This is a genomic window from Bradyrhizobium sp., assembly GCF_028868675.1.
GTDB lineage: Bacteria > Pseudomonadota > Alphaproteobacteria > Rhizobiales > Xanthobacteraceae > Bradyrhizobium.
In genome coordinates, this window is record NZ_JAGWUA010000286.1 from 1 (window position 1) to 4,678 (window position 4,678).

Genomic DNA, 4,678 nt, shown 5'->3' on the forward strand with positions numbered 1-4,678 from the left:
GCATGATCTCCGCGCAAACGCTTCGCGTTTGTCGCAGGGAAAACCGGTGCCCACTTTTCCGGATCATGCCCCCTTTACTCCCCCTGAATGAACCCAGCATCGCCGCAGATCGGCCCAGATGCGGTCAAATTCGGCCCCCCTAGATGACCCTGCACTTTAACTTTCGTCGTGCGGGGACGTCCGCGCTCGCCAACGCGAACCAAGGGAATAGCCGATGAACGCTCACAATCGTGCCGAAGAAATCGAAGAAACCGTCGATGTCGACAACGTCGCCGTGGCGGAAGTCGAGGATGGCATCCGCGACTTCGTCCGTAACGACATCGCCTATCTGCGCCGGCCGCAGGTCGCGAGCCCGGACACCGCGCCGGTCGATCCCGGTGCGGAGGCGACCGTGAACAACGTCAATTCGCTGATCCAGCGCGTCGCCGGCACCTCGCTCGCCGAGATCGAGAACCTGATCTCGGAGCTGGAGAGCCTGCGCGACCTGCTCCATTCCGAGGGCCAGCGCGTCCAGCGCGAGATTTCCGGCTATGCCCATCTCAGCCAGGCCGCGATGAAGTCGACGCGCATGATCGCCGACAACGTCGCGCAGTGGAAGCGCGCCGCCGACGGGCTGCGCAACGGCTGAGGTTTCGCATTCGTCTTCGCCGCCGCGTTCCGCAAGCCGGAGTGCGGCGGTCTTGATTCGGCAAGCCTGTCGTGCCCCGCCAAGTCCTCGTTGAACTTTCCCCGCCACCGTCGCGACCAAGGACTGGCGCGCATGGCCGCGCGGGGACAGTCGAGATGGAAAGCATTCGGCCAGAGACCACGGATCCGATCCCGCTGCGCGCCGCACGGCCGCAGTTCGGCACGATCCTGCTGCGCTTCGTCGGGATCCTGGCGGTCGCGATCGCGGTGCTGGCATTCCTCTACAGCCGCTGACCGCAGCGCAGCCCCGCCAACTTCGTTAACGCAGGCTCAAAAAGCAGGGGATCAGCGGCTGGCGGCGACGGTGGAGGCTTCCAGCGTATAGGCGCCGTCGGCGTAGCCCTTCACCACCATGACGGCGACCAGCATCACCGCCAGCGTCGCGGTGGCGAAGATGAATCCGACCAGCTTGAGTCCGCCGCGGTCTGCCATGGTCCTCGTCCCCCGTCGTCTGCCACAGCGTTCAAATAGACAGCGACAGGTTCATAATTGGTTAGCAAATCATTGGTTCCACGCGACACGCTGCAACGGCGCAAGAAACCGGATGGCGAGGTTTATGGCAGCCGCTTCGAAACGCGTCCATAGCGTGCGTGCAACACTCGCCGACTAGTTTCAAGCACCGCCGCGCATCGGCACGAAGGCGGTGGCGAGGATGGAGTAGACCTCTTCGCCGCGCTGGTTGGTGCCGACCGTGCGGGCCTGCAGGATGCCCCAGCCCGGGCGCGATCCGGAGGTGCGCTTGTCGAGAACCTCGCTGGCGAAGCTGACGGTGTCGCCGGCGAGCACCGGCCGGATCCAGCGCAGATCGCGAAAGCCCGGCGACGGCCCCCACACTGCGAGTTCATCGCCGCGCGCCAGCGCCTCCCGGGTCTGGCGCTGGCCGTCGGCCACCAGAAGGCTCATGCAGGCGGAGCCGACGTGCCAGCCCGACGCGGCGAGGCCACCGAACAGCGACTTGCGACCCTCCTCCTCGTCGAGATGGAAGCGCTGCGGATCGAACTTTGCGGCGAACGCCTTGATGGCCTCTGTGGTGAACGTGTAGGAACCGATCTCGCGGCGCTGGCCGATCTGGATGTCTTCGAAGAACCGCATCAGCCCTGCCCCGCCTCGCGCCGCCTGATCAGGATCGGCGAGGTCATCTCGCACAGCGCCTCGCCTTTGGCGTTGCGCGCCGTGCACTTGAACTTGACGATGCCGAGCCCGGGGCGGCTCCTGGAGGTGCGCGCCTCCAGCACGTCGACGTCGAGGGTGAGGTCGTCGCCGGGCCGGAGCGGCGCCATCCAGCGCACCTCGTCGACGCCGGGCGCGCCGAGCGAGGCCGCGTTCGTGATGAAGCCGTCGGCCATCATCCGCATCATCAGCGAGCAAAGGTGCCAGCCCGAGCCGGACAGGCCGCGCAGCATGCTCTTGCTGGCGGCTTCCTCGTCCAGATGCATCGGCTGCGGATCGAACTCGGCGGCAAAGGCCAATATCTCGTCGCGGGTGACGTGGCGCGGGCCGAACGTGCCGTATCGGCCGGGTGAAAAGTCTTCGAATGTCAGGGTCATCTTGGGATAGCCGGGGGAACGACAGATTGTGGCCGCACTTTGCGGCAATCTCAACCCGCCCGCCCGCATGGCTCGTGCTACATTGCCGATGGCGGGCCGAGCCGTGAGTCACATTGACGCGGGTGCTGGCCCGATTCGCCGGGGGAGAAGCATGTTCACATTCGCCGATCTGTTCCAGTGGGACAGGTTCATAACGCCCACGATCATCAAGACCTTCTACTGGCTGGTGATCGCGCTGATCTGCCTGTTCGGCCTCTCCGGCGTCTTCTCGGGCCTCGCCGCGATGGCGATCAGCCCGTTCGGCGGTTTCCTGGTGCTGCTGTCGTCGATCGCGAGCGTCGTCGTCGGCATCGTGTTCTCGCGCATCGTCGCGGAGTTCATCCTGATCGTGTTCCGCATCAACGAGCATCTCGGCGCCATCCGCGACCAGGGCGGGATGCGATAGCCTCTCCCGTCATTGCGAGCGAAGCGAAGCAATCCAGACTGCATCCGCGGAAGCAGCCTGGATTGCTTCGTCGCTGCGCTCCTCAAAGTTTCATCCAACGCGGGTCGGCGCCTTAACGCCGGTCCAAACTCGCAATGACGATGCGGAAACATCTACGTATTGAACCTGAAATGCATCACGTCGCCGTCGGCGACGACGTAGTCCTTGCCTTCGAGGCGCAGCTTGCCGGCATCGCGGGCGCCGGCCTCGCCGCCGAGCGCGACATAATCGTCATAGGCGATGGTCTCGGCGCGGATGAAGCCTTTCTCGAAATCGGTGTGGATCACGCCGGCCGCCTGCGGCGCCCTGGTGCCGCGGTGGATGGTCCAGGCGCGCGCCTCCTTCGGCCCCACCGTGAAATAGGTGATGAGGTCGAGCAGCTTGTAGCCGGCGCGGATCAGGCGATCGAGACCGGCCTCTTCCAGGCCCAAAGTGTCGAGGAAGTCGACGCGCTCCTCGCGCGACAGCGTCGCGATCTCGGATTCGATCTTGGCAGAAATGACGACGGCGACCGCGTCCTCCTTCGCCGCCTGCTCCTCGACCGCCCTGGAGAAGGCGTTGCCGGCCGCAGCCGAACCCTCCTCGACGTTGCAGACATAGAGCACGGGCTTCGAGGAGAGCAGGCCCAGCATGGCGAAGGCGCGCTCCTCCTCCGCCTTGCGCTCGACGAGACGGGCGGGCTTGCCCTCGCGCAGCAGCACCAGCGTGCGATTGACGAGGTCGAGCTGCTCCTTGGCCTCCTTGTCGTTGCCCTTGGCCTTCTTGGAGAGGTTGTCGACGCGCTTCTCGAGGCTGTCGAGGTCGGCGAGCATCAGCTCGGTCTCGATGGTCTCGATGTCGGCGAGCGGGGCGATCTTGCCCTCGACATGGGTGATGTCGGAATCCTCGAAGCAGCGCACGACATGCGCGATGGCGTCGACCTCGCGGATGTTGGCGAGGAACTGGTTGCCGAGCCCCTCGCCCTTCGAGGCGCCGCGCACCAGGCCCGCGATGTCCACGAAGGTCAGCCGGGTCGGGATGATCTGGCCGGATTTCGCGATGGCGGCGAGCTTCTCCAGCCGCGGATCGGGCACCGCGACCTCGCCGACGTTCGGCTCGATGGTGCAGAACGGATAATTCGCCGCCTGTGCCGCCGCCGTCTCGGTCAGCGCGTTGAACAAGGTCGACTTGCCGACATTGGGCAACCCGACGATTCCGCATTTGAATCCCATCGTCCGTTCCAGTCTCCGCGCGCCGGGCGCGTGAATGTTTTTCGAATTCGTCATGCGCGGGCTTGACCCGCGCATCCATCGCCTTCGAAGGATGGATCGCCGGGTCAAGCCCGGCGATGACGAGGTTTATTCCTTGCCGTCCTCGTCCTTGGTCAAAAACCCCTTCGCCTGCATGGCAAGGTGCACCTTGTTGGCGAAGGTCGCATCCGCGCCCGTGGCGAGGAGAGCCGCATGCTCGGCCACGGCCTCGCACAGCGTGTTCACCCAATCGGCGTCGTCCCTGGCGAAATCCGACAGCACGTAGCCGTGCACCAGCTCCTTGACACCGGGATGGCCGATGCCGAGCCGCACCCGGCGATAGTCGTTGCCGATATGGGCGGAGATCGAACGCAGCCCGTTGTGACCGGCGATGCCGCCGCCGATCTTCACCCGCACCTTGCCGGGCGCCAGTTCGAGTTCGTCCTGGAACACGGTGACGTCGCCGGGCGCGATCTTGAAGAAGCCCGCCGCCTCCTGCACGCTGCGACCGGACTCGTTCATGTAGGTGGCGGGCTTGAGCAGGATGACGCGCTCACCCCCGAGCGTGCCTTCCGAGGTCTCGCCCTGAAAGCGGCGGCGCCATGGTGAGAAGCCATGACGCCGCGCGATCCCGTCGACGGCCATGAAGCCGATATTGTGCCGGTTACGTGCGTGCTTGGCGCCGGGATTGCCGAGCCCAACAAAGAGTCGCATGACGCGGCGCGCCCCTC

Annotated in this window: 8 protein-coding genes; 3 read left to right on the forward strand and 5 right to left on the reverse strand. The window is 65.4% G+C overall.

Annotation, left to right across the window (positions count from 1 at the left end):
* Window positions 1-214 precede the first annotated feature (214 nt).
* On the forward strand, window positions 215-628 hold the full coding sequence (locus KGM94_RS23660) for a hypothetical protein (protein WP_300264656.1): 414 nt from the start codon (window positions 215-217) through the stop codon (window positions 626-628).
* A gap of 155 nt (window positions 629-783) precedes the next feature.
* On the forward strand, window positions 784-921 hold the full coding sequence (locus tag KGM94_RS23665) for a hypothetical protein (RefSeq protein ID WP_300264658.1): 138 nt from the start codon (window positions 784-786) through the stop codon (window positions 919-921).
* A 51-nt stretch (window positions 922-972) separates the two neighbouring features.
* Here the strand turns inward: KGM94_RS23665 and KGM94_RS23670 are convergent, their stop codons facing one another.
* The 3 genes from KGM94_RS23670 to KGM94_RS23680 form a co-directional block, all read right to left on the reverse strand.
* A complete protein-coding gene (locus KGM94_RS23670) occupies window positions 973-1,119 on the reverse strand; it encodes a hypothetical protein (RefSeq protein ID WP_300264660.1) in 147 nt (48 codons plus the stop codon).
* 180 nt (window positions 1,120-1,299) lie between these two features.
* Complete coding sequence (locus KGM94_RS23675; protein ID WP_300264662.1) at window positions 1,300-1,779, reverse strand: MaoC family dehydratase; 480 nt, start codon at window positions 1,777-1,779, stop codon at window positions 1,300-1,302.
* Entirely contained in the window at window positions 1,779-2,234 is a 456-nt protein-coding gene (locus KGM94_RS23680; RefSeq protein WP_300264664.1) for a MaoC family dehydratase, read from the reverse strand. Before KGM94_RS23680 ends, KGM94_RS23675 begins: the two co-directional genes overlap by 1 nt.
* A 151-nt stretch (window positions 2,235-2,385) precedes the next feature.
* On the opposite strand from KGM94_RS23680, the gene KGM94_RS23685 reads away from it, so the two are divergent.
* A complete protein-coding gene (locus KGM94_RS23685; protein WP_300264666.1) occupies window positions 2,386-2,679 on the forward strand; it encodes a DUF4282 domain-containing protein in 294 nt (97 codons plus the stop codon).
* A 152-nt stretch (window positions 2,680-2,831) separates the two neighbouring features.
* On the opposite strand, the gene ychF is transcribed toward KGM94_RS23685, so the two are convergent.
* Both ychF and pth read right to left on the reverse strand, forming a co-directional pair.
* A complete protein-coding gene (ychF, locus tag KGM94_RS23690) occupies window positions 2,832-3,929 on the reverse strand; it encodes a redox-regulated ATPase YchF (protein ID WP_300264668.1) in 1,098 nt (365 codons plus the stop codon).
* A gap of 126 nt (window positions 3,930-4,055) precedes the next feature.
* Window positions 4,056-4,661, reverse strand: a complete 606-nt coding sequence (gene pth, locus KGM94_RS23695; protein ID WP_300264670.1) for an aminoacyl-tRNA hydrolase — start codon at window positions 4,659-4,661, stop codon at window positions 4,056-4,058.
* Window positions 4,662-4,678: the final 17 nt, after the last annotated feature.